The organism is Streptomyces sp. NPDC014907 (genome assembly GCF_055562975.1).
In genome coordinates, this window is record NZ_JBVHEG010000010.1 from 167499 (window position 1) to 191122 (window position 23624).

Annotated in this window: 14 protein-coding genes; 11 read left to right on the plus strand and 3 right to left on the minus strand. The window is 70.9% G+C overall.

The window, feature by feature from the left end; all coding sequences use genetic code 11:
• Nucleotides 1-170: 170 nt before the first annotated feature.
• The gene (locus ACZ3IL_RS23905) at nt 171-698 is read right to left on the minus strand and encodes an Imm1 family immunity protein (protein ID WP_467393189.1); all 528 of its coding nucleotides are present in this window, start codon (nt 696-698) and stop codon (nt 171-173) included.
• Nucleotides 616-8397 carry a ricin-type beta-trefoil lectin domain protein gene (locus ACZ3IL_RS23910; RefSeq protein WP_467393191.1) on the minus strand — a complete coding sequence of 2594 codons (7782 nt, stop codon included), beginning with the start codon at nt 8395-8397 and terminating at the stop codon, nt 616-618. Before ACZ3IL_RS23910 ends, ACZ3IL_RS23905 begins: the two co-directional genes overlap by 83 nt.
• Before the next feature lie 613 nt (nt 8398-9010).
• Here ACZ3IL_RS23910 and ACZ3IL_RS23915 point away from each other — a divergent pair.
• Nucleotides 9011-12202 carry a DNRLRE domain-containing protein gene (locus ACZ3IL_RS23915; RefSeq protein WP_467393193.1) on the plus strand — a complete coding sequence of 1064 codons (3192 nt, stop codon included), beginning with the start codon at nt 9011-9013 and terminating at the stop codon, nt 12200-12202.
• A gap of 375 nt (nt 12203-12577) precedes the next feature.
• On the opposite strand, the gene ACZ3IL_RS23920 is transcribed toward ACZ3IL_RS23915, so the two are convergent.
• Nucleotides 12578-13702: a YihY/virulence factor BrkB family protein gene (locus ACZ3IL_RS23920; protein ID WP_467393195.1), complete on the minus strand. Its 1125-nt coding sequence runs from the start codon at nt 13700-13702 to the stop codon at nt 12578-12580.
• Between the two features lie 17 nt (nt 13703-13719).
• Here ACZ3IL_RS23920 and ACZ3IL_RS23925 point away from each other — a divergent pair, with 17 nt between their 5' ends.
• From ACZ3IL_RS23925 to ACZ3IL_RS23970, 10 genes are all read left to right on the plus strand, one after another.
• Nucleotides 13720-15375 (plus strand): acyl-CoA dehydrogenase family protein, encoded by a 1656-nt coding sequence (locus ACZ3IL_RS23925; protein ID WP_467393197.1) that lies wholly within the window; start codon nt 13720-13722, stop codon nt 15373-15375.
• Nucleotides 15376-15764: 389 nt separating this feature from the next.
• A complete protein-coding gene (locus ACZ3IL_RS23930; RefSeq protein WP_467393199.1) occupies nt 15765-17057 on the plus strand; it encodes a helix-turn-helix domain-containing protein in 1293 nt (430 codons plus the stop codon).
• A gap of 110 nt (nt 17058-17167) precedes the next feature.
• A complete protein-coding gene (locus ACZ3IL_RS23935; RefSeq protein WP_467393201.1) occupies nt 17168-17734 on the plus strand; it encodes a GNAT family N-acetyltransferase in 567 nt (188 codons plus the stop codon).
• Between the two features lie 130 nt (nt 17735-17864).
• On the plus strand, nt 17865-17948 hold the full coding sequence (locus tag ACZ3IL_RS23940; protein ID WP_310591794.1) for a putative leader peptide: 84 nt from the start codon (nt 17865-17867) through the stop codon (nt 17946-17948).
• 136 nt (nt 17949-18084) lie between these two features.
• Nucleotides 18085-19782, plus strand: coding sequence for a nitrite/sulfite reductase (locus ACZ3IL_RS23945; protein WP_467393203.1), 1698 nt, complete (start codon nt 18085-18087; stop codon nt 19780-19782).
• A complete protein-coding gene (locus ACZ3IL_RS23950; RefSeq protein WP_467393205.1) occupies nt 19779-19958 on the plus strand; it encodes a hypothetical protein in 180 nt (59 codons plus the stop codon). The genes ACZ3IL_RS23945 and ACZ3IL_RS23950 overlap by 4 nt, the downstream gene beginning before the upstream one ends.
• Complete coding sequence (locus tag ACZ3IL_RS23955; protein WP_467393206.1) at nt 19955-20662, plus strand: phosphoadenylyl-sulfate reductase; 708 nt, start codon at nt 19955-19957, stop codon at nt 20660-20662. Before ACZ3IL_RS23950 ends, ACZ3IL_RS23955 begins: the two co-directional genes overlap by 4 nt.
• Nucleotides 20662-21243 (plus strand): adenylyl-sulfate kinase, encoded by a 582-nt coding sequence (gene cysC / locus ACZ3IL_RS23960; RefSeq protein WP_467393208.1) that lies wholly within the window; start codon nt 20662-20664, stop codon nt 21241-21243. The genes ACZ3IL_RS23955 and cysC overlap by 1 nt, the downstream gene beginning before the upstream one ends.
• Nucleotides 21240-22178 (plus strand): sulfate adenylyltransferase subunit CysD, encoded by a 939-nt coding sequence (gene cysD / locus ACZ3IL_RS23965; RefSeq protein ID WP_467393210.1) that lies wholly within the window; start codon nt 21240-21242, stop codon nt 22176-22178. Before cysC ends, cysD begins: the two co-directional genes overlap by 4 nt.
• Nucleotides 22178-23572: a sulfate adenylyltransferase subunit 1 gene (locus ACZ3IL_RS23970; protein ID WP_467393212.1), complete on the plus strand. Its 1395-nt coding sequence runs from the start codon at nt 22178-22180 to the stop codon at nt 23570-23572. Before cysD ends, ACZ3IL_RS23970 begins: the two co-directional genes overlap by 1 nt.
• The last annotated feature ends 52 nt before the right edge of the window (nt 23573-23624 follow it).

Here is a 23624-nt window from a genome sequence, read left to right on the forward strand (position 1 = left end):
CTTCAAGTTTGCTGTTGTCACTCAGGTCAGCAGGTGCCCCCCCTGGCGAGTTCACGCCAGGGGGCCGCCTCCGTGTGATTCTCAGCGAGAATCACACGCCCGGGAGGGACTGCGCATTTGCCGGCCAGAAAAAGCTTAGCCACCCCACAGGATTCCTCTTGCGGGCCAACCTACCAGCTCGTCAACGGTTGCCACTTAACACAAGCAGGCCGCTGCCCACCGGAAGAGATAAACTCCCTGGCCGCTTGACGCACGAGGGAAATAGGAATTTCAGAACACGCCGGAAACTCCGTCATATGCCCTTGAATGTAGTACACAGGATCGTTCCTACCTTCAGGCGCCCCTAGGGTCACCGAATTACCACTGGCATCCATGAAAGAAAGAATTCCCACTTGGAGATCCTTGTCCACCCCCACCATGAGTTCATGGTCCGGGTAACCAGACGGCAGCACTTCACGCTCAAGAGAGTGGATCTGTGCCAGGGTCTCGCGAATCGGTCCACCCTGATCCACCAGGAGCGTGTCGATCACAGCATCGATATCCTCAGGCGCATAAAGGATCTCCGGCTTGTCGCCACTCTCAACCCTGTATCGCGCCTCAGCTCTCGCCCTCACGCTAACTCCGCCTTCCATATGTTCGACCACTTCCCGCTCCAGGCCAATGTACCGTGAGGGTGCGATTACTTCCAAGGAGGACATTCAGCACCTCATGGCATCCAGCCCTCACCGTGCACGGGCCGGTCGGGAAGTTGATGAACAGATCCGCGTGCCCAATTCCGTCCCGCTCCATCATGGCGGCGAATTTCTGCTCAACATCCACAGCACGCCCGGATCGACTTCGTCCCGGCAGTACTCCCGCCCCCTGCAGTGTGGAATTGACCCAGTCGACCAGGTCGCCATCGTTTCCGCGGCCGCTCACCAATTCGTATCTCTGGCCATTGTCTGCCACGGCATGACCAGTCGTTGGACCACTGCCCGGGTACTCCGGGAGACGGGCCAGCTCCTCGTCGATGTCAAGCGACGAGGAGCCGCAGTTGTGAACGAGGACTGGCGTGGTGCCGGCCAGCACATAGTACGTGTGGAGGTCGGAGACCGTCAGGTTGTGGACGGTGGCGTCCTGCGCCGTCCACCGCTCGATCGACGTGATCTGGACGTGGGTGCCGGCGCCGGTCCGAAGCCACTGGCGCGGCTTCAGGTCCGTGGCATTGATCCACTTGCCCAGTTCGGGGACCCAGAAGGGGTGACCGTCGGTCGCGGTGACCTCAGCCGTCTTCGTACCCGACGTGCCATCGGTGTCGATCGTGATCTTGACCAGGTGCTTGAGGCCCTGGCCCTTGATCTCCGCCGTGACCTTCTCGATCCGGGTCTCCCCGGTCTTCGGGTCCGTCGCGACGATCTTGTCACCAGGCCTGACCTGCTCGATCGGCTTGGTGGAGCCGTCCGCCATCAGGACCTTGGTGCCGGGCGTGAAGCTGTTGTCCGGCGTCTTGCAGGAACCGCCGGAAGAACCGCCGTTGCTGCGAGAGGAAGCGCCCGAAGAGCCGCCGGACTTGGAGGTGCTGACCTTTCCACCGGCCTTGGCACCGCCTCCGCCGCCCTTGCCCTTGCCGGCCCCCGCCGCCGAGGACGCCTTCGGGGCCGCCTTCGCCTGGGCCTGCTTCTGGACCGGGTTGCCGGTCTTCTTTGTGGTGTTGACCGCCTTGTTGCTGGTGGTGTTGACCTTTTCGGCGGCCTTCTTCTTGGCCGCCTGGGCGGCCTTCTTGGCCCTTTCTATCGCCGCCTTCTTGGCGTTGAGCGCCGCCGCCTCGGCCGCCTTGGCGGCTCTGAGGACGGCTTCTGCCGCCGCTTTGGCCTTCTTGAACGCCTGAATGGCGTTGATCGTGCGGTCGACGGCCCTCAGGACGGACGGGATCTTGCCCAGCTTGGTCCACGGGATCGCCCCGATGATCAGGCTGCCGCAGGACCACATGTCACCACCGAAGCAGGACATGGCGTCGCTGAGACCGATGAAGTCGCTCAGGACGCTCCACGCGGCGGCGAGGATCACCGAGGTCAGGGACTTGCCCATGGTGGCCTGCGCCTGCGCGACCTGCGCCGGCGACAGGCCCGCGCCCACCAGTGCCGCCGCCCGCTCGGAAGCGGTCAGGCTGATGGACAGGCCCGACGGGTCGGAGTGCGTGACCGGGTTGTTGTGCGCGTACGCGTACCCGTTGGACTGCATCGGATCGTTCAGGTCGAGCACCGGGTCGGCGGACAAGAAGCGTCCCACCGCCGGGTCGTACAGACGGGCGCCGAGCGGCGTGTAGCCGGAGGCGTCGTTCGCCGCGCCCAGGAACCCCTTGTTCGCCTGGATGCCGGCCGCCAGGGAGGTGTTCCGCTGGTTGCCGAAGGGGTCCTGCTTGCGGATGCGGACCTGCTGGCCACCGCTGAGCGCGATCTCCGCGTACGGAGTCCCCTGGTGGTCCGCCGTGACGGCCAGCAGGCTCGGGTTGCCGGTGCTGGTGCCGTAGATCACGCGCACGATCGCGCCGCCGGGGGCGCTGTAGGTGCGCTGGCTGTTGAGCAGGACACCGTTCTTCTGGGTGGTGACCTCGGCCTCGCCCAGGTGCAGCGTGGCCTGCTTGCCCTTGATCGTCAGCAGTCGGCCGCCGTCGGGACCGTAGATGTGGCGGGTGTCGTCCTGCGGGGCCCAGAGCTGGGCGCCGGCGGTGCCGTTGCAGGCGGTCAGGACGACGGGCGTGCTGTTGGCCGAGTTGCCGTCCTTGACGGCCAGGCAGAGACCCGATTCGACGTGCGTCAGCTGACCCGCGGTGTTCCGCCTGACCTGCTGCGCGGTCGAGCCGTCGCACTTCTGGACCTGGACCGCCGAGCCCGCCGTGTTGGCCACCGGCCGGACGCACCAGTTGTCGTGGATCGCCAGCGTGCCCAGGTTGGGGTCGGGCTGCTTCTTGTCCGGGGATTCCGGGGTGGGGGTGAACTTCCAGTTCTGCGCCGCCGAGGCGTTGCAGACGAACAGCTGCACCGGCTGGCCGGCCGCGGCGATGCCGGACTTGAGGTCGAGGCACTTGTCGGCGAGACCCACGTAGGGCGTCTTGCCGCCGCTGCCCTGACCCGTGATCCGGTCGATCTGGCCGTCGTACGTCCAGCTCAGTTCCTGCGTGTCACCGTTCTGGACCGAGGTGACCGTCTTGGTCTCGCCGGTCAGCTCGTAGAGCCGCTCGGCCTCGGCCTTCACGGCCGCGCCGGCGGGGGTCGTGAAGTCCTTCGACACCTTGGCCAGCGTGCGCGGCTGGCTGCCGTCCGCCTTGCCGTAGGTGTAGGTGGTGACGGCGTTCTTGCCCGTCGTGCCCGTGGGGTTCTTCTCGGTCAGCTTGGTGCGGTTGCCGAGGAGGTCGTACTCGTACTCCTGCCAGTAGCCGGAGCCGTCCTTGCCGGCGCTGACGTCGGCCGCCACCGGGTCGGCGACGCAGGCTTCCTGGTTCGCGCCGGTCCAGGCCTTCTTGAGCTGGCCCAGCGGGTCGTACGAGAAGCACTGCCGTTCCTCGATGCCCTGGGAGTGCTCCTGGATCGAGGTGACGTTGCCCGCGGGGTCGTAGGTGTAGGAGCGCTTGGAGACCAGCACGCCGCCGACCAGCGAGGTGTCGCCGGTCTGCTCACGGTAGACCTGCTGGTCCTTGAGCTCTCCGCCGGCCTCGTCGAACGTGTTCTGGGTCCACACCCGGTACGGCTGCGCGCCCAGGGTCGAGCGCATGACCTGGCCGTACGGCGAGTAGACCGTTTCCGAGCCGTACCAGTCCTTGCCGGAGATCGAGAGCGGCAGGCCGTCCTGGTTGTAGCGGACGACGAGCTTCTCGGCGGCGAGGGCGCCGGCGGCGGGGAGGTCGGCCGACTCGAGCCGGCCGTTCTCGCCGTACTGGTAGCCGTACGTGTACGAGCTCTGCAGGCCCCAGGCGTCGGCGATCGACTGCGGCAGGCTCAGCGTCGTCGAGGTCGGCTGGTAGTCCTTGTCGTAGCCGTTGACCCGCTGCGTGTACGGCAGACCGTCGGTGTAGCGCGTCACCGAGGCCGGCAGGCCCTTGGCGCCGGGGACGGTGTCGTACGTGAAGTCGGACAGCAGCGTGCCGTCGGAGTCCTTCAGCCTCTGCTGCGTGGGGCGGGACAGCTTGTCGTAGGCGTTCCAGACGGTGACTTCCCGCGCGTTGGTGACGGTCAGCGGACGGTCGCGGTGGTCGTACTTCGTGACCGTCGTGCCCGAGTCGGGGTCCGTGGACGAGCTCAGCCGGCCGCGCCGGTCGAACTCCCACGACCACGGGTGGCTCGTGTCGGCGGAGGAGGTGGCCCCCACCATCTGGCCCCGCGCGTCGTACGTGTAACGCATCGACGTGAAGTTCTTGCGCGCGGCGTCGGTGTACGTGTCCACGCGGGAGGTGCGGCCGAGTGCGTCGGTGTAGATCCGGTACGAGGCGGAGCCCGCCGGGTTGATCACCGCGGACCAGTCCGCGCCGTACTCGTAGCGGGTGGCGCGTGCCGGGAACGCCGTCGAGGTCGCTCCGGCGGAGCCCGGGGCCTCGTACTTGAGGTAGGGCATCTCCTCCACGACGCGGCCGAGGCCGTCGTAGGTGTACTTGGTGATGTTGGGGACGAGCGTGTCGGCCTCCGGGACGAACAGCTCGCCCGCGCTGACCTTGTTGCTCAGGTAGGCGTTGTTGGTCTGGGCGATGTCACCGGAGCTGTTGTACAGCGTGTCCGTGACCAGCCAGCCGCGGCCTCCCGTCGCCTCCTCCTGCGCCTGGCGCTCACGGCCGAGGCCGTCGTAGATCGTGACGGAGGTCTCGATCCGGTCCTTCTCGCCCCGCGTGCGGGTGGTGACGTACGGGGGCGTGCGCCGCGGGTTGTCCGGGCTGATCGGGGGGATCGTGTAGACGGCTTCGAAGTCCGGCACCGCCGAGGTCGGGCGACCGGTGCCCCACGCCTTGACGAGGCGGCCCAGCGGGTCGTACTCGGCCTGGCTGACACGGCCGTTGACGTCCGTGGTCCTGATGCCCACGGACCGGCCCGGTTCGAGCTCCTGGACCTGCTCGTGTCCCAGGGGATTGCGCTCGGTGACCGTGAAGACCTGTCCCTCGGACGGTGTGTAGGTGATCGTCGAGGAGTTCTGGTCGGGGTCGGTGCGCTTGACGACCCGGCCGAGGGCGTCGAACTCGGTGGTGCCCTCGGACTGGAATCCGGTGCCCTCGGCGTTGATGGACCAGGTCTCGGTGGCCCGGCCGCGCGTGCCGGCGACGAGGGTGCCGTACTCGGCGTGGTCGTACGCCGTGCGCGTACCGCCGCTCAGGGTCTTCAGATCGCCGAAGCGGGCGTTCTCGCACGTGGTGGGCGAGGTGAGGGCCTGCTTGGTGAGACCGATGATGTTCTTGCCGGTCGCGTGCAGGTACTCGAGCCGGGTGCAGCTCTCGTCACCGGTCTTGCCGGTGTCGCCCAGGGACTCGACCAGCTCGGGCAGGCCGTTCCCGCTGTCGTAGGTCGTCCTGGTCTCGATGACGCGCTCGGGCCGTTTGTCGTCGCCCGTGCCGGAGGACTTGGTGTAGGAGACCGTCTTCGGTTCGGTGACGCGCCAGGCCCGGAGCGGGGTCAGGCCGTCGCCGCGGTCGCGCCTGGCGATCTCGGTGGCTTCGAGATGGGTGACGCTGCGGGTCAGCCAGTTCTCGTCCGGGTCCGTGGCACCGGCGTACGTGGCCTCTTCGGCGATGCGGCCGGCGAAGGCCTCTTCGTCCACTTCGGCGAGCTTTCCGCCGGTGACGCTCGTGACCGGGAATCCGGTGCCCATTCCCCGGTAGAAACGGGTCACGGTCTTGGTCCCGGGGGTGTCGGGACCAGGGGTGTCGGTGTCCGGTTCGGAGCCCTCGCCGCTGTCGGCTGCGGCCTTGGACCCGCCGGTGATCACCGTGGTCTGGGCGAAGCCGGCGAACTGGGAGTACGTGCGGGTGGACTTCTTGGTGAACTCGGCCTCGGCGAGCTTCCAGCCGGGCTCGTCGTACTGGTAGGTGGTCTTCGTCGAGTACGAACCGGGGGCGTTGGAGAGTTCCTCGACCGACTCCACGACGTACTTGTGGAACCAGTCGATCTCCTCACCCTCCGGGTCCGGGTGCCAGAACGCGGGGTAGCACAGCCGGGAGTTCTTCTTCAGCGCCTCGGTGTCCGTCTTGCCGGGCAGCCCCGCCCGGTTGGTGCAGCTGCTGTCGGGCGTCTTGTAGGTAACGACGGTCTCGCCGCCGTACTCGTTGATGACGCGTGCGATCCGCAGCCGGGAGAAGCCCGGCCGGTCCCCGTCCTCGACGCGGTTGGGCATGTCCTGGCTGTTGTGCTCGAAGCGCACCGCGTTGAGCTTCACGCTCGCGTCGGCGGCGCCCTTGCGCCCGTAGCCCGTGCGCTCGATCGACTCCAGCCACAGGGCGGTGTTCGGCCCCGTGGTGACGACGGGGAACTTCTGCGTCAGCTTGTACTCGTCGACCTCCTGCCGTGTCGCGACGCCCGGCAGGCGCTGCGAGGAGGTGGTGATCCGCTCCAGGCGCTTGCGGGACCAGAAGGAGGGGCCCATCTGCCAGCAGGACTTGCCGCCCTCGCACCGCAGGTCGGCCGGGGTGTCGTACCAGATGCGGTACTTCCCCGGGTCCTTGTGCTTGAAGTTCTCCTCGGAGCAGGTCAGCGCGCCCTCGTTGTAGCAGCGCTCGGCCACGGAGAAGGTGACGCGGGCCGGGGCCGGGGCGGAGAAGAGGTTGTCGTTGCGCTGGCCGTAGTCGATGTGGGACAGGTAGCCGTCACGGTGGTACGCGACCGGGGCCTTGCTGTTGAAGTTGCGCGCGTAGTGGTTCGTGTCGCGCTTCCACCACAACGACATGGCGTTGCCCTGGACGTCCTCGATGTAGTCGAGGTTCCAGCGCCATGCCTGGTCGCAGAAGGAGTTCTTCCAGTCGCCGGCCTTGTAGCAGGGCTCACCGGGGTGGTTGCCGTACACCGGCACCGCGAGGACGGAGTCCGTGTAGGGCTTGCCCTCGGTCCAGCCCGGCAGCTTGTTCAGGCCGAAGTGGTACTTGGTTCCGTCCTTGGTGGTGACGATCCAGTACTCGCCGTCCTTGTCCTTGATGTTCCCCGCGCCGGTGCGGGGGTCCAGGGACGTGTCCTTCTTCAGCTCGACCGTGGAGCCGTCGCCGTTGGCGGTGAACCACCGCTCCTTCACGGCGTCCCACACCAGCTCGGTGGTGGTGCCGCCCAGCGACAGGGTGGCGTTCTCCGAGCCGTAGCAGAGGTCCGCCGTACGGTGGGTGGCGTTGTTCGAGCCCGCCTTCTTGGAGTCCTGACGGCAGTTGGCGTAGGAACGGGTGATGGAGCCCGCGTTGTAGTCCCAGCCGTCACCGATCCACGACGCCTGGTTGTTCGTCGACGAGGTGCGGCCGTCCACGGACTGGGACGAGTACGCCAGGTTCACCTTCGGCATCAGGCCGCCGGCGACCTCGGGGATCTGCACCTGGTAGCCGTACGTGAACGCGCCGGACGAGGAGCCCGAGGACCACGAACCGGACGACAGCAGCGGGGCCGCGGTGAAGTCTCCGGAGGACGACGCCCCGGTGTCGCCCACGCCGACGGTCGAACTGCCGGACGTGGCGGCGGAGAGCGCGGCGGTACGGGCGGAGGCGCCGGTGGGCGCGGGAGCGGCCTCACCCGCCAGCAGCTTGCCGACCGGGAGGGTGCCGACGACGACCGTCCGGTCCGGTGCGCCCTTCTCGACGGTGGCCCCGACGGGGACGTCCTCGGCCGGCACCACCTTCACCGAGCTGGGGAGTCGCTCGACCGTGTCCGAGCCGTCCGTGCCGGTCATGGCGGTCGTACCGTCGTCGTCCCCGCACTCCCCCGTACCGTCGGCGGAGTAGGCGCAGTCGGGCAGCAGCATGATGCCGAAGCGCTCGGCGGCCTGGGGCCCGTAGAGGTCCTCGAACTCGCTGGGTTCGACGGCGAGCGTGACCTGAGCCGCGGGATCGGCGTCGGCCGGCGGGGTGACCTGCATGATCAGACCGGGGAATCCCGAGTTCTGGGAGACCTCGGGCGAGGCCAGGTCCACTTTCCACTCACCGGCCAGGGCCCCCGGGTCGACGCCTTCGGGCACGCCGAGGGAGACGGGCAGACCGTTGCTGACCTGAACCGTCTTCCCGGGCGGAGCCGTGCTCGGGTCGGCCGTGCCGGAGTTCTCCTTCCAGGGAGTGACAGCGGTCGGCGCATAGGGAATGACCAGCTTCTCCTCCGACGTGTCCAGCTCCTTCGGAGCCGTGGTGTCGGGTTCGAGCGGCACGTCCTCGGGAAGAGCGGGCAGCTTGATCCCGCTCGTGTCCTGGTCGCGGCTCATTCCGGGACCCGGCGCCGCCCACGCCTGCGCGCTCAGGCTCGTCACCGACAGGGTCGAGGACAGCAAAAGGACGGTCGCCGTGCGGCCGAACCGCCGACGCCGTCGTTGTGACTCCGTCATGGCTGGGCGTCCCCGCCCCAGCCATGACAGCGGACCTGAAGCACGCATACGCGTCGACTCCCACTGAGGCGAACCCAAAGAACAGATGAGGTGCGGAAACACCGAACGCGTGCCTGCTCCAGGCACACGTGTGTGCACCTTCCGTCACAGGCCCTACACGTTTCAACATCAAAAACCGGGGACACGGGGCAGTTCGGTGATCTTCGTCACGGAGGGATCGCCCTCCGACCGCCAGAAATGACGTGGGGTCAGACGAAACGCCCGTTCCGTTGCTTCACGCCGGTTAAGGGGTCCACCAAAGCCCCACGGCAAAACGAAGCGCCCATGAACACGGCATCCCAGAGGTCGACATAACGACCTCATAAAAAATTCATTTGTAGACATCGGGTGGTGATCGTGTGATCGTTTGCGCGCCTCTGCCCCGCGGTCCGCCGTCCGGGGCCGTCTGTGCTGTTCCCCCCTTTCCGCTTGGTCCCCACGGGAGTAGACCGCCGTGACCGCGCCCCGCCCGCTCAGCCCCTTCGTGCGCACGCGCACCCGGCTGGCCTGCACCCTCGGCCTAGTTCTGGCCGCCCTCACCGCTGCCCTGTTGCCCTGGTGGCAACCCGGCGGCCCCCCCACCGCCGGGGCGACGCCACCGGTCGAGGCGAAGCCCGCCGCGGTCGGCCCGCTCGACGAAGCGGCCGCCATGGCCCAGGCGCTGCGCACCGGGAAGGAGGTGCTCGTCGAGGCCGCGACCACGGCCACGGAGATGACCTGGGCTCTGCCCGACGGCCGGCTGCGCAGCCGGATCCACGCCCTGCCACAGCGGGCGAAGGACGCCGGGGGCCGCTGGGCACCCGTCGACAACAGGCTGGAGCGGACGAAGGAAGCGCCTCGCGGGCTCACCGTCCGGCCCGTGAACGGCGCCCTCCCCGTGCGGTTCTCCGGCGGGAGCGGTGACGCGTCCCGCGCGGACCGTTCCTTCGCCCGGGACGGACGGCCGGGCGACACCGTGCTGGCCGAAACGGACATCGGTGGCCACACCATCGCGTACACCTGGCCCGGAGCCCTGCCCGAGCCGGTCCTGGACGGTTCCCGCGCCCTCTACTCCGAGGTCCTGCCGGGCGTCGACCTGCTCCTGGTCGCCCGCCAGGAGGGCGGGTTCTCCCAGCTCCTCGTCGTCAAGACCCGTGAGGCCGCGCGGCAGCGGGCGCTGGAGACCGTCACGTACGGCCTGCGCTCGGCGACGGCCGTCTTCCAGTACGCGGAGGCCGGCCGGCTCGTGCGCATCCTGGACAAGGGCGGCAAGGAGGTCGGCTCGGTCCCCACACCGTTCGCATGGGACTCCAGCGGGCGCGTTCCCGGGTCCTCCGACCCCCTGCGCACGTCGACGGCCACCCCTTCCGACGTGCTGAGGCTCTCCGGCCTGACCGGCATCGAGCCCGGTGCCAAGCAGGCTCCCGTCCCCGTCCTGCTGGAAGGGGAGAACACCGGAGAGGCCCGCCTGCACCTGCGGGCGGCGGCCACGGGGCTGTTCACCGACGAGGACGTCCGCTTCCCCGTGTTCGTCGACCCGCCGATGAACACGGCCTGGCAAGCGTGGACGACCGCCTACCGGCCGTACCCGAACACCAGCTTCCACAACGGCACCAACTTCGGTTCCGGCACCTCCGACGCCCGCGTGGGTTACGAGAAGCAGACCGGTGGTCTGGGCCGCTCCTTCTGGCGCATGAGGCTGGAGAAGATCGCGGGCTCCACGATCCACTCGGCCTCCTTCAAGCTCCTGAACAACCACGCGTGGTCGTGTGACGCACGCGAGTTCCAGCTCTACCTGACCGGTGGCATCTCCACCAGCACGACCTGGAACGCCCAGCCGAGCTGGGCCGACCTCCTCCAGAAGAAGTCCTTCGCCCACGGCAACATCGACCACGGCTGCAAGGACGAGTACGAGGCCTTCGACACCGCCGGGGTGAAGGCCGCCCTCCAGAAGGCCGCCACCAGCCGCTGGGGGAACATCACCTTCGGCCTGCGCGCCACCAACGAGGGCGACACCCAGACCTGGCGCAAGTTCCGGGCCACCTCGGCGGCGCTCGAGGTGGAGTACAACCACCTCCCGGCCGAACCGACCGGCGGCACGAGCTCACCGGGCAACGCGTGTGCGGCCACTCCGGCCGCCCCCCGGGCCATCGGAACGACGAGCGTCACCCTGACGGCGAACGCGAAGGACCTCGACAACGACCTGAAGCAACTCCGCTTCCGCGTCACCCAGGTCGGCGGTGCCCAGCGCGACTACATGGGGACCACGAACTCCGCCGGCACCGCCTCCGTGCTCGTCACGGGCCTGGTGAACGGGGCCACCTACACCTGGATCGTGCGGGCCGAGGACTCCTCGTCCCCCCAGGGACTCTCGTCCTGGTATCCCGCGGGTGACGCCGTCTGCCGTCTCAGCATCGACACGACCGCGCCCCAGGCCCCCGACGTCACGAGCACCGACTTCCCGGCGGCCACCAGCGACGGCCAGACCTGGGCGAAGGTCAAGTTCGGCGAAAAGGGCACCATCACCTTCTCCTCCCCGGGCGCCGTGAAGTTCCGGTACAGCTTCGAAGGCGTGGGGTCCAATGAGGTGAACGCGACCAACGGGGCCGCGACGGTGAAGGACCTGGCCCCGCCGCACTCCGGTCCGAACGGCCTCCAGGTCTTCGCGCTCGACGCGGTGGGCAACGTGAGCCGGCGCACGGACCACGCCTTCTACGTCCGGCCCCGCGACAAGGGCGACGGACCGGGCGACGTCGGCGGGGACGACATGGTCGACCTGCTCATCATCAACGCGGAGGGCAACCTGGAGTCCCTGTCCGGTGGCAAGGGGGGCGAGCTGTACCAGGGCATGCCCGGCTCCTACGTCCTCAGGCCCGACGCCGAGAACCCCGAACTGCTCAAGGCCGTGTCGCCGCCGCCCGGCCACTGGTACGACGCCGCCACCGGCAAGACCGCGCTGATCAGCCACTACGCCGACGTCTACCCCGGTGACGGCAGCACCGACCTGTTCTCCGTCGCGCCGAACGGCACCTTCTGGCTCTACCCGGGCGACGGGTACGGCTCCTTCGACGCGGAGAAGAGGATCGACATCCGGCTGCCCGCGGGTGCTCCGGCACCCTCGACCTGGACGCAGATGAAGGCGGTCGGGGACATCACCGGCGACAAGCTGACCGACGTCGTCGTACGCGCGGGCGCGGACTTCTGGATCCTGTCCGGTTACACCGGCGCCACGTTCCACACGGCCACCCGGATGAGCGGCGAGAACTGGAGCAGGCGCGAGATCGTGCAGCTCGCCGACATCGACCTGGACGGCACTCCCGACCTGCTGTGGCGGGACGTGGACACCGGCGTCATGAACATCCGGCACGGCAAGCCCGGCAGCGTCGCGGGCGGCATCAACTTCGCCTCGCTGATGACCTCGGCCGCCTCCCGTCAGGGCGACGTCCTGTACGGCACCGGCTGGACCCAGAGCAATGTCTCCGCCGTCATCGGCGTCCCCGACATGTCCAGGGAACTGGTTCCCGAGTCGGCGAACGTCCCCGACCTCTGGATCCGGGACGGGGCGACCGGGAACGTCCGCGTCTACTACCCGTCCAGGACCAACACCAACGGTGCGGTCAAGACGGTCCTCGCCGTGGACTGGAAGGGCGTCCGGGCTTTCGGGTGAACCACGCACCCGTGCGCGCACACGGGCGAGCCCCGGCCGGAGCCCCTTCCGGCCGGGGCTCGCCCGTACCGGTCCCAGGTCCGGGGTGGACACGGCCCCGCCCCACAGGGCGTCCGGGGGGCCGGGCGGTCGCGCGGTGCGCGGGCCGGGACGCCGGGGAACCGGGTGCGTCCCCGGGGCCGAGCGGAGTCCCGCGTACCACGTGGCGATCACCGCCGGTACGTGCGCGCTCGTGCCGGGTCCGGCGACGAGGAGGCGGCCGCCGGCCCGGACCAGGCCCGTGCGACCGCCGGGCAGGGCCGGCCGGCTCCGGGGCTCTTCGCGGCGGTCCGCCGAGCCGGGCAGGGCGCCCGTCACCCGTCACCCGTCCGGAGGTCAGTCCTTCTCCCGGTTCGAGTTGAGGCGGGACTTCACGTCGTCCGGGGGCAGGAACCTCGACCAGCGTTCGGGGAACTCGGAGGGCATGTCCGGGTCGTCCTCGTCCACGTCCTCGGCCTCGGCCCGGACCCGGGCGACGAGTTCCGCCGCCTGGGCGGCGCGGGCCCGTTCGTTGGCCTCGCGGGCGGCGGCGGTGGCGACGGAGGGCCAGACGCGGTCGATGGCGGCGTTCACGGCGGCGCCGACGAGGACGGCGAAGGCGGAGACGCCGATCCAGAGGAGGACGGCGATGGGCGCGGCGAGGGAGCCGTAGATGGTCGGCCCCTCGACCTGGCTGGTGAGGTAGATGCGCAGCAGGAAGCTGCCGAGGACCCACATCGCGAGCGCGACGAGGGCGCCGGGGATGTCCTCGATCCACGGTGACCGTACGGGCACGGACACGTGGTACAGCGTGGTGAGGAAGGCGATGCTGAGGAGGATGACGGCCGGCCAGTACAGGACGGAGACGACCTCCGTGCTCCAGGGGAGGAGTTCGACGACCCGGTCCGGGCCGACGACGGCGAGGGGCAGGACGACGGCGCCGATGACCAGGGCCACGATGTAGAGCAGGAAGGCGAGGAGCCGGGTCTTCACGATGCCGCGGTGCCCGTCGAGGCCGTACATGACGGTGATGGTGTCGATGAAGACGTTCACCGCGCGGGAGCCGGACCAGAGGGCGATGGCGAAGCCGAGGGAGATCAGGTCGGGCCGTTTGCCGCGGGTGACGTCGTCCAGGACCGGTTTGGCGATCTCCTCGACGCCCCGGTCGGAGAGGACGGTTCCGGCGGCGCGGAGGATGTTCTCCTGGATGCTGGTGACGGTGTCGGTGTTGGTCCAGTCGTCGGCGTAGCCCAGGAGGGCGATCAGGCCGAGGAGCAGGGGCGGCAGGGACAGCAGGGTGAAGAACGCGGCTTCGGCGGCGAGGCCGAGGATGCGGTACTCGACGCACGAGTTGACGGTGTCCTTGAGGAGCAGCCAGACCATCTTCCGCTTCGAGACGTTGCGGTAGAGGACACGGGCGCGGTGGAGCTTGCTCCAGGGCCGCCGCTCGGGTCGTTCGGGTGTTTCTCTTGCTGCCTGCACCTGCTTACCGTATCCGCATGGCACGGAGCACCCACACAGTGACCAACCAGCCCCCGCCCCTCGTGGGGTACGACGTCTTCACGGGGGACCGGGCCCTGGTCGAGGCGGTCGAGCGGCACCTCGGCCCGGACCTGCTCGGGGAGGCGCGCGAGGAGCTGGCGCTGCTCGGCCGGGCGACGGGCTCGGAGCAGGTGCGGGAGTGGGGCGAACAGGCGAACGAGAACCCGCCGCGGCTGCGGACCCACGACCGGTACGGCAACCGGGTGGACGAGGTCCGCTTCCATCCGGCCTGGCACCGCCTCCTGGGGCGTTCCGTGTCGGCCGGGCTCACGGACGCGTGGGGCCGTCCGGGCGGTCACGTGCGGCGGGCCGCCGGGTTCCTGGTGGCGACGCAGGCGGAGGCGGGGCACGGCTGTCCGCTGTCGACGACGCACGCGGCGGTGCCCGCGCTGCGCGTCGAGCCGGAGCTCGCGGAGGTCTGGGAGCCCGCGGCCCGGTCGCACGTGTACGAACGGGCGCTGCTGCCGGTCGCGGAGAAGCCGGGCGCGCTGCTCGGCATGGCGACGACGGAGAAGCAGGGCGGCAGCGACGTGCGGGCGCCCACGACGGAGGCGCGTCCGCTGGCCGTGGACGGCGAGTACGTCCTGACCGGGCACAAGTGGTTCTGTTCGGCGCCGATGTCGGACGCCTTCCTGGTCCTGGCAAGGGCCCCGGCGGGCCCGACGTGCTTCCTGGTGCCCCGGGTGCTCGCGGACGGCTCGCGCAACGCCTTCGCGATCCAGCGCCTCAAGGACAAGCTGGGCAACCGGTCGAACGCCTCCGCCGAGGTGGAGTTCGACGGGACGACGTGGGCGCGCCGGATCGGCGAGGAGGGGCGCGGGGTCCGTACGGTCATGGGGGCGGTGGCGGCGGCCCGGCTCGACTGCGTGCTCGGTTCGGCGGCGCTGATGCGGCAGGCGGTGGCGCAGGCCGTGCACCACTGCGCGTACCGGAGCGCCTTCGGCGGGCCGCTGATCGGGAAGCCGCTGATGCGGAACGTGCTCGCGGACCTGGCGCTGGAGTCGGAGGCGGCGACGGTCCTGGGGATGCGGCTCGCGGCGGCGTACGACGCGGTGGACGCGGCCGGGGAGGGCGCCGCGCGGGAGCGGGCGCTGCTGCGGATCGCGGTGCCGGTGGCGAAGTACTGGGTGACGAAGCGGTGCACGCCGGTGGTGACCGAGGCGCTCGAATGCCTGGGCGGCAACGGGTACGTGGAGGAGTCGGGGATGCCCCGGCTGCTGCGCGAGTCGCCGCTCCACTCGGTCGGGGAGGGTTCGGGGAACGTGCAGGCCCTCGACGTGGTGCGGGTGCTGCGGACCGAGCCGGCCGCGCTCGACGCCTTCCTCCGGGAGGTCGGGGCGGCGCGGGGCGCGGACCACCGGCTCGACCGGGCGGTCCGGGGGCTGCTCACCGAGCTGGCGGACCTGGAGGGGATCGAGGCGCGGGCGCGGCGGCTCGCGGAGCGGATGGCGCTCGTGCTCCAGGGCGCGCTGCTCGCGCGGTGGGCCCCGCCGGAGGTGGCGGACGCGTTCTGCGCGGGGCGTCTGGGCGGGGACGGCGGCTCGGCCTTCGGGACGCTGCCGCACACGCTGGATCTGGGGGCGGTGGTGGAGCGGGCGCGGGTGGAGATCTGAGGGGCGCGGGCGGAGGCCCGAGGGGCGCGGCACGCGCCCGGGAAGCCGTGCCGGGCGCCGGGGGGGCGGGGCGGGCGGGCCGCCTCGACCCCGGGGGGGAAGCCGCGCCCGGGCAGGCCCGGCGGGCCCGCGGCCGTCACTCCGCGGGTCGGCCGTGCCGCGCGCGCCAGGGGTGGGCCCGTCGGGGCCGGCGCGCGCGGAAGAGCGGGGGTGGTGCTGCGCCGACACGGCACCACCCGCCGCTCGCACCACCCTCGTTCAGGGGGCGGCCGGCGGCGAGAGTTGCACGGGGTTGCAGGATTGCCCGAACCGGGTCTCGACGGACGGTCCCGGACGGCACGATGGGCACGACGTCCGGGGCGTCCGCCCCGGACGGGTGGGAGAGACCGATGGAGAACACGCGGCTCGACATGCGGCGGCTGGCCGCCATGGACTCCGCCCGGGCCACCAGGCTGCTGCACCGGGTGCGGGAGGAGACGCTGGCGGGCCGGACGCCTCCGGTGGCGCCCCGGCCGGTCATCGGCGCGTCCTGGCGGCGGATGGCCCGGCTCGGTATCGATCCGGACCGGGGGACGAGCAGCGTGCTGCTCCACCGGGACGAGCTGGAGGAGCGGCGCAGGACCACGCTCCTCGCCGAGGTGATGGGGACGCTCACCCGGGGTCTCGCCGGCATCGCCGACGCGTCCCTGCAGATCATGGTGGTGACCGACGAGCAGGGCAGGGTGCTGTGGCGGCACGGGAACGCCGGGGTGCTGCGGCGGGCGAACGGCATCTGTCTGGAGGAGGGCGCGGCCTGGGCCGAGCACGCGACCGGCACCAACGCGGTCGGTACGGCGCTCGCCCTGGGCCGGGCGGTGCAGGTGCACTCCGCCGAGCACTACCTGCACACCCTGCACAGCTGGACCTGCGCCGCGGTGCCCGTGCGCGACCCGCGCGACCGGCGGCTCCTGGGAATCCTGGACGTGAGCGGTCCGGCGTCGACCTTCCATCCGGCGATGCCGGCCCTGGTCGGTTCGGTGGCGCAGCTCGCCGAGGCCGAGCTGCGGGAGCGGCACCGCCGTTCGGTCGAGCGGCTGCGGGCGGTGGCCGCGCCCGTCCTGTGCCGGGTGGGCGGCCGGGCCGTGGCGGTGGACGCGTACGGCTGGACGGCGGCGGTGACCGGGCTCGCGCCGGTGGACCGCGTTCCGCTGCCCAAGTCCTTCGGGGCCGGGCGGGTCTGGCTCCCCTCGCTCGGCGTGTGCGCGGTGGAACCGCTGCCGGGGGGCTGGCTGCTGCGGGTGGAGGAGGGGGCCCGGCCCGGGGAGCCGGACGCGGAGGGGGCGCACCGGGTGGTGCTGGACCTGAGCCGGCCGCGTCACTGGACGGTGTCCGTGTCGGGGCCGGCGGGCGGCTGGCAGCAGGAGCTGAGTCCCCGGCACGCCGAGCTGCTCTACGTCCTGGCGCTGCACCGGGACGGGAGGACGGCGGCGGAGCTGGCGGAGGGCGTGTTCGGGGACCGTACGAGGACGGTGACCGTGCGGGCCGAGATGTCCCGGGTGCGCCGGACGCTGGCCGGGGTGCTGGCCCACCGGCCGTACCGCTTCCGCGAGGAGGTGGTCGTGGAGGTCCTGCGTCCGGAGTGCCCCGCGGACCTGCTGCCGCATTCGACGGCGCCGGCGGTGCGGGCCGGGTCCGCCGGGTAGCCCTGCCCCCCGGTGCCCCGTGTCCACCATGCGGACAGTCGTCTTCCGGTGGGTTTCCGTCCCCCGGGGCCGCTCTGGGAATCCGGCTCTCCGCATGATGCGATGAGCCCATGAGCATCACTCTCACCACCTGGTCACTCGAACAGACCTCCCCGTCCGACCTGCGTCCCGCCGCCCCGCCGGAGGGCGACGTGGCGGTCCGGCGCGCCGAGGTGCCGTCGGCGGAGTTCAGCCGCTTCCTCTACACCGCCGTCGGCGGCGACATCCACTGGTCCGACCGCCTGTCGCTGACGTACAAGGAGTGGCAGGAGATCGCGGAGAGGCCGGGGAGCGAGATCTGGGTGGCGTACGAGAGGGGGACGCCGGCCGGTTACGTCGAGCTGGAGGCCCAGGCCGACGGCGTGGTGGAGATCGTGTACTTCGGCCTGATCCCGGCCTTCCGGGGCCGGCGGATCGGCGGCCACCTCCTCTCGTACGGGACGGCCCGCGCCTGGGACCTGGCCGACCGGTGGCCGGGGCGGGAGGCCACGAGGCGCGTCTGGCTGCACACCTGCTCGCTCGACGGGCCGCACGCCATGGCCAATTACGAGCGGCGCGGCTTCCGGTTGTTCGACACCCGGGTGGAGGAGGCCGAGGAGGGCGCGACGCCCGGCCCGTGGCCCGGCGCCCACGCCTGATCCGGATCGCGGGGGGCCGGGAGGGCCCCTCCATGTGACCCACGCCACATCATCTCGTAGGACGAGACGACAATGTCCATATCATGGACGATGGTGGACTGGGTCCAAAGTCCCGTGACACGCTTTCGCCATGTCCGGAACTGGAATTGCCTTGGTGAGTCGGCGACACGTCGACCTCGGCCGCATGTCCAGCGCCATCTGTCCGGCGCGCTGAGAGAACCAGCACCGCCGCGACCGCCTTTTCACCCGACTCTGCCCCACCCTGCTGCGCACTGCCGCGCCACCCTCTGACCCGAGCGCGAGTGTGCAGGTCAGAGCCGCCCTCCCGCAGTCCCGAAGGACAAGACGCCATGGCCGCCACCCCGGAAAACCCCATTCCCGCCGCCGCCCGCCGCAAGGCCGGGCGCCACCGTGGCGAGGGACAGTGGGCCGTGGGGCACTTCACTCCCCTCAACGGCAATGAGCAGTTCAAGAAGGACGACGACGGTCTCAACGTGCGGACACGCATTGAGACGGTCTACTCGAAGCGCGGTTTCGACTCCATCGACCCCAACGACCTGCGCGGACGCATGCGCTGGTGGGGCCTCTACACCCAGCGCAAGCAGGGTCTGGACGGCACCAAGACGGGCGTCCTGGAGCCGGAGGAGCTGGACGACGAGTACTTCATGCTCCGCGTCCGCATCGACGGCGGCCGTCTGACCACCGAGCAGCTCCGGGTGATCGGCGAGGTCTCCGAGGAGTTCGCCCGGGGCACGGCCGACATCACGGACCGGCAGAACGTCCAGTACCACTGGATCCGCATCGAGGACGTCCCCGAGATCTGGAACCGCCTGGAGGCGGTCGGCCTGTCCACCACCGAGGCCTGCGGCGACACCCCGCGCACCATCCTCGGCTCCCCCGTCGCCGGCATCGCCGCCGACGAGATCGTCGACGGCACGCCCGCCGTCGAGGAGATCCACCGCCGGATCGTCGGCAACAAGGACTTCTCCAACCTGCCCCGCAAGTTCAAGACGGCGGTCTCCGGTTCGCCGCTGCTCGACGTGGCGCACGAGATCAACGACGTCGCCTTCGTCGGCGTGCGCCACCCCGAGCACGGCCCCGGCTTCGACGTGTGGGTCGGCGGCGGCCTGTCCACCAACCCGAAGCTCGGCGTCCGCCTCGGCGCCTGGGTCCCCCTCGACGAGGTCGCCGACGTCCACGAGGGCGTCATCTCGATCTTCCGCGACTACGGCTACCGGCGGCTGCGCAACCGCGCCCGCCTGAAGTTCCTCGTCGCCGACTGGGGCCCGGAGAAGTTCCGGCAGGTCCTGGAGGACGAGTACCTGAAGCGGAAGCTGACGGACGGTCCGGCCCCCGAGGAGCCCGCCGGCCGCTGGCGCGACCACGTCGGCGTCCACCGGCAGAAGGACGGCCGGTTCTACGTCGGCTTCGCCCCCCGCGTCGGCCGCGTGGACGGCGCCACCCTGACGAAGATCGCCGCCGCCGCCGAGGCGCACGGCTCCGGCCGGGTCCGCACCACCGCCGAGCAGAAGATGCTCGTCCTCGACGTCGAGGAGGCACAGGTCGAGTCGCTGGTCGCCGCCCTGGAGGCGCTGGACCTGCGGGTCACCCCCTCGCCCTTCCGGCGCGGCACGATGGCCTGCACCGGCATCGAGTTCTGCAAGCTGGCCATCGTCGAGACCAAGGGCCGCGGCTCCTCCCTGATGGACGAACTGGAGCGCCGCCTCCCGGAGTTCGACGAGCCGCTGACCATCAACATCAACGGGTGCCCGAACGCCTGCGCCCGCATCCAGGTCGCGGACATCGGCCTCAAGGGCCAGCTCGTCCTGGACGACGAGGGCAACCGCGTCGAGGGCTACCAGGTGCACCTGGGCGGCGCGCTCGGCCTGGAGGCCGGGTTCGGCCGCAAGGTCCGCGGCCTCAAGGTCACCGCGGCCGGGCTCCCGGACTACGTGGAGCGGGTTCTCCGGCGGTTCCAGGCGGAGCGCGAGACCGGCGAGCGCTTCGCGTCCTGGGCGGCCCGCGCCTCCGAGGAGGCCCTGTCGTGAGCGAGCGCGCGGCCCCGTTCCACTGCCCCTACTGCGGCGACGAGGACCTGCGTCCCCACGAGCGGGGACACGGCACCTGGGAATGCGCCGCGTGCGGCCGGGCCTTCCAGCTGAAGTTCCTGGGGTTGCTCGCCCCGGGAACCCCGGGCAACGCTCCTGGACGGGAAGAGGCATGACGAACGATCGGGAAAACGCCGCTGCCGGCCTGAGGGCACTCGCCGAGCGGGCCGGCCGCGAGCTGGAGGACGCCTCCGCGACCGAGATCCTCCGGTGGGCCGTCGACACCTTCGGCGAGCGCTTCTGCGTCACCTCCTCCATGGAGGACGCGGTCGTCGCCCACCTCGCCTCCCGGGTCCGGCCCGGCGTGGACGTCGTCTTCCTCGACACCGGCTACCACTTCGAGGAGACCATCGGCACCCGTGACGCCGTGGACGCCGTCATGGACGTCCGCGTCATCACCCTGACCCCGCGGCAGACCGTGGCCGAGCAGGACGCCGAGTACGGCCCGAAGCTGCACGACCGCGACCCCGACCGGTGCTGCGCGCTGCGCAAGGTCGCCCCCCTCGAAGAGGGCCTGACCGCGTACAGCGCGTGGGCCACCGGCCTGCGCCGCGACGAGTCCCCGACCCGGGCGGACACCCCGGTCGTCGGCTGGGACGAGAAGCGCCGCAAGGTCAAGGTCTCCCCCATCGCCCGCTGGACCCAGGACGACGTCGACGCGTACGTCGCGGAGCACGGCGTCCTCACCAACCCGCTCCTCATGGACGGGTACGCCTCCGTCGGCTGCGCCCCCTGCACCCGCCGCGTCCTGGAGGGCGAGGACGCCCGCGCCGGACGCTGGGCGGGCCGCGCCAAGACCGAGTGCGGGCTGCACGGCTGATGACCACCACCCCCCGTCCCCCTTCACAGACCTCCCGGGAGAACCACGTGACCGGTGCCACCATCTGGCTCACCGGCCTGCCGAGCGCCGGCAAGACCACGATCGCGTACGAGCTGGCCGGACGGCTGCGCGGCGAGGGCCACCGCGTCGAGGTCCTCGACGGCGACGAGATCCGCGAGTTCCTCTCGGCGGGCCTCGGCTTCACCCGCGAGGACCGGCACACCAACGTCCAGCGGATCGGCTTCGTCGCCGAACTGCTCGCCTCGCACGGCGTGAAGGTCCTGGTGCCGGTCATCGCCCCGTACGCCGACAGCCGCGAGGCCGTCCGCAAGCGGCACGCGGCCGCGGGCACCCCCTACGTCGAGGTCCACGTGGCCACCCCCCTGGAGGTCTGCTCCGCCCGCGACGTGAAGGGCCTGTACGCCCGGCAGGCGGCGGGCGAGATCAGCGGGCTCACCGGGGTGGACGACCCGTACGAGGCCCCCGAGGCGCCCGACCTGCGGATCGAGTCCCAGGACCAGACCGTGCGGGAGTCCGCGGCACGGCTCCACGCGCTGCTCACCGAGAAGGGTCTGCTGTGACCACCACTGTCGCCCACGTCCACGGCACCACGGACACGCCGTTCGCGCTGTCGCACCTGGACTCGCTGGAGTCCGAGGCGGTGCACATCTTCCGCGAGGTGGCGGGGGAGTTCGAGCGGCCGGTGATCCTGTTCTCCGGCGGCAAGGACTCCATCGTCATGCTGCACCTGGCCCTGAAGGCGTTCGCGCCCGCGCCGGTGCCGTTCACGCTCCTGCACGTCGACACCGGGCACAACTTCCCCGAGGTTATCGAGTACCGCGACCGCACGGTCGCCCGGCACGGGCTGCGGCTGCACGTCGCCTCGGTGCAGGAGTACATCGACGCCGGGAAGCTCCGCGAGCGCCCCGACGGCACCCGCAACCCGCTGCAGACCGTGCCGCTGACCGAGGCCATCCAGGAGCACCGCTTCGACGCGGTCTTCGGCGGCGGCCGGCGCGACGAGGAGAAGGCCCGCGCCAAGGAGCGGGTGTTCTCGCTGCGCGACGAGTTCTCCCAGTGGGACCCGCGCCGCCAGCGCCCCGAGCTGTGGCAGCTCTACAACGGCCGGCACGCCCCCGGCGAGCACGTCCGCGTCTTCCCGCTGTCCAACTGGACCGAGCTGGACGTGTGGCAGTACATCCAGCGCGAGGGGATCGAGCTGCCGGAGATCTACTTCGCGCACGAGCGCGAGGTGTTCGCCCGCGACGGCATGTGGCTGACGGCGGGCGAGTGGGGCGGCCCGAAGGAGACGGAGACGGTCGAGACCCGGCTGGTCCGCTACCGGACGGTCGGCGACATGTCCTGCACCGGGGCGGTCGACTCCGACGCCGCCACCCTCGACGCGGTGATCGCCGAGATCGCCGCGTCCCGGCTCACCGAACGGGGCGCCACCCGGGCCGACGACAAACTCTCCGAGGCCGCGATGGAAGACCGCAAGCGCGAAGGGTACTTCTAATGAGCACGTCCACCGAGCAGCCCGCCGGCCCGACGGCGGCCGCCACCCTGCTGCGCTTCGCCACCGCCGGCTCCGTCGACGACGGCAAGTCCACCCTGGTGGGCCGGCTCCTGCACGACTCCAAGTCGGTCCTCGCCGACCAGCTGGAGGCCGTGGAGCACGCCTCGCGCTCCCGGGGCCAGGAGGCGCCCGACCTGGCGCTGCTCACCGACGGCCTGCGGGCCGAGCGGGAGCAGGGCATCACCATCGACGTGGCCTACCGCTACTTCGCCACGTCCCGGCGCCGCTTCATCCTCGCGGACACCCCCGGGCACGTGCAGTACACCCGGAACATGGTCACCGGCGCCTCCACCGCCGAACTGGCCGTGGTCCTGGTCGACGCGCGCAACGGCGTGGTGGAGCAGACCCGCCGGCACGCCGCCGTCGCGGCCCTGCTCCGCGTCCCGCACGTGGTCCTGGCCGTGAACAAGATGGACCTCGTCGACTACGCCGAGCCCGTCTTCGCCGCGATCGCCGAGGAGTTCACCGCGTACGCCTCCGGGCTGGGCGTCCCGGGCTGGGGGCCCGGGGGGAACTCCCAGGAGAAGTGGTGCACCGCGATCCCGATCTCGGCGCTCGCCGGCGACAACGTCGTGGAACCGTCGGCCAACATGGACTGGTACGGCGGCCCGACGGTCCTGGAACACCTGGAGACGGTGCCGGTCAGCCACGACCTGACGTCCTGCCACGCCCGGTTCCCGGTGCAGTACGTGATCCGGCCGCAGACCGCCGAGCACCCCGACTACCGGGGCTACGCCGGGCAGATCGCCGCCGGCGCCTTCCGGGTCGGCGAGGAGGTCGTCGTCCTGCCGTCGGGAAGGACCTCCACGATCACGGCGATCGACGCGCTCGGCACCGGCCTCGGGTCGGACACGGCCGTCGACGTCGCGTGGGCGCCGCAGTCGGTGACGATCCGGCTCGCGGACGACATCGACATCTCGCGCGGCGACCTGCTCGCCCCGGCCGGTGACGCCCCCGCCACCAGCCAGGACGTGGAGGCGACCGTCTGCCACGTGGCGGACCGGCCGCTCGTGGTCGGCCAGCGGGTCCTGCTCAAGCACACCACCCGCACGGTCAAGGCGATCGTCAGGGACATCCCCTCGCGGCTGACCCTGGACGACCTCTCCCAGCACCCGGCCCCCGGGCAGCTGGTCGCCAACGACATCGGCCGGGTCGTGGTCCGCACGGCCGAACCGCTCGCGCTCGACGCGTACGCGGACTCCCGCCGCACCGGCTCGTTCCTGCTGATCGACCCGGCGGACGGCACCACCCTCGCGGCCGGCATGGCGGGCGAGGCCTTCGCCGCGGCCGGGGCCCCGGCCGCGGCGGACGAGGAAGAAGGGTGGGACTTCTGACATGGGCGAGAACGCCTACGCCACCTTCGCGAAGGAGGGCGGCCGGGTGGGC

What these genes read in the sequence shown, in the direction of transcription:
- ACZ3IL_RS23905 (WP_467393189.1), bottom strand. Translation starts at nt 698, where the DNA reads ATGTCCTCCTTGGAAGTAATCGCACCCTCACGGTACATTGGCCTGGAG.
- ACZ3IL_RS23910 (WP_467393191.1), bottom strand. Translation starts at nt 8,397, where the DNA reads ATGAGCCGCGACCAGGACACGAGCGGGATCAAGCTGCCCGCTCTTCCC.
- ACZ3IL_RS23925 (WP_467393197.1), top strand. Translation starts at nt 13,720, where the DNA reads ATGGCACGGAGCACCCACACAGTGACCAACCAGCCCCCGCCCCTCGTG.
- ACZ3IL_RS23930 (WP_467393199.1), top strand. Translation starts at nt 15,765, where the DNA reads ATGGAGAACACGCGGCTCGACATGCGGCGGCTGGCCGCCATGGACTCC.
- ACZ3IL_RS23935 (WP_467393201.1), top strand. Translation starts at nt 17,168, where the DNA reads ATGAGCATCACTCTCACCACCTGGTCACTCGAACAGACCTCCCCGTCC.
- ACZ3IL_RS23940 (WP_310591794.1), top strand. Translation starts at nt 17,865, where the DNA reads ATGTCCGGAACTGGAATTGCCTTGGTGAGTCGGCGACACGTCGACCTC.
- ACZ3IL_RS23945 (WP_467393203.1), top strand. Translation starts at nt 18,085, where the DNA reads ATGGCCGCCACCCCGGAAAACCCCATTCCCGCCGCCGCCCGCCGCAAG.
- ACZ3IL_RS23955 (WP_467393206.1), top strand. Translation starts at nt 19,955, where the DNA reads ATGACGAACGATCGGGAAAACGCCGCTGCCGGCCTGAGGGCACTCGCC.
- cysC (WP_467393208.1), top strand. Translation starts at nt 20,662, where the DNA reads ATGACCACCACCCCCCGTCCCCCTTCACAGACCTCCCGGGAGAACCAC.
- ACZ3IL_RS23970 (WP_467393212.1), top strand. Translation starts at nt 22,178, where the DNA reads ATGAGCACGTCCACCGAGCAGCCCGCCGGCCCGACGGCGGCCGCCACC.